A 562-nucleotide genomic window follows, 5' to 3' on the forward strand; every position below is an offset into this window, starting at 1 on the left:
TGGGAGTCGCTCAAATCCAGTGTAACCGGAATGGGTGACAGCATCAGTGGCTGGTAGATCCGAAGAGCGGCGGGCAGGGAAAGAGCCTTTAACGGCGGTATCGCGGGAACTGGTAAGCTGCTGATTAACTGGTCGCCGGCAGGTCTGCTCTATAAAGCCTTTGCAGCTGCGCTGAAATATCTTGGTGTTGATCTGCCGGCAAAGTTTACCGACTTCGGTGGCCATCTTGTCGATGGTCTGATTAACGGTATCAAAAACAAATGGGAGTCGCTCAAATCCAGTGTAACCGGAATGGGTGACAGCATCAGTGGCTGGTTCAGCGAAAAGCTGGGCATTCATTCGCCGAGCCGCGTGTTTATGGGCTTTGGTGACAATATCGCGCAGGGGGCCGCCATTGGCCTGCAGCGGACCACTCCGCTTGCAGCTCTGGCCGGGCAGCGAATGGCCAGTGAACTGCTCCCCAAAATGCCCGTGAGCATTCAGGGGCCAGAAATACGGGATAACACTTCAGGTGTTCGCTTCAGTATGCCGTTGCCCGATATCAATGGGTTTATGTCGTCTG

At 54.6% G+C, this 562-nt stretch carries 2 protein-coding genes; one reads left to right on the forward strand and one right to left on the reverse strand.

The genetic code is table 11. The features are described 5' to 3' along the window. Positions 1-225 (reverse strand): hypothetical protein (locus CXQ91_RS25135; RefSeq protein WP_219816619.1); only part of this gene is annotated, 225 nt, incomplete at its 3' end. 66 nt (positions 226-291) lie between these two features. Here CXQ91_RS25135 and CXQ91_RS24975 point away from each other — a divergent pair. Continuing rightward, positions 292-562, forward strand: a 271-nt coding sequence (locus tag CXQ91_RS24975) for a hypothetical protein (RefSeq protein WP_219816620.1), incomplete at its 3' end; no start/stop codon positions are given.

The sequence above is a fragment of the Arthrobacter sp. Y81 genome (assembly GCF_002929335.1).
In the GTDB taxonomy this organism is placed as follows: Bacteria; Actinomycetota; Actinomycetes; order Actinomycetales; family Micrococcaceae; genus Arthrobacter.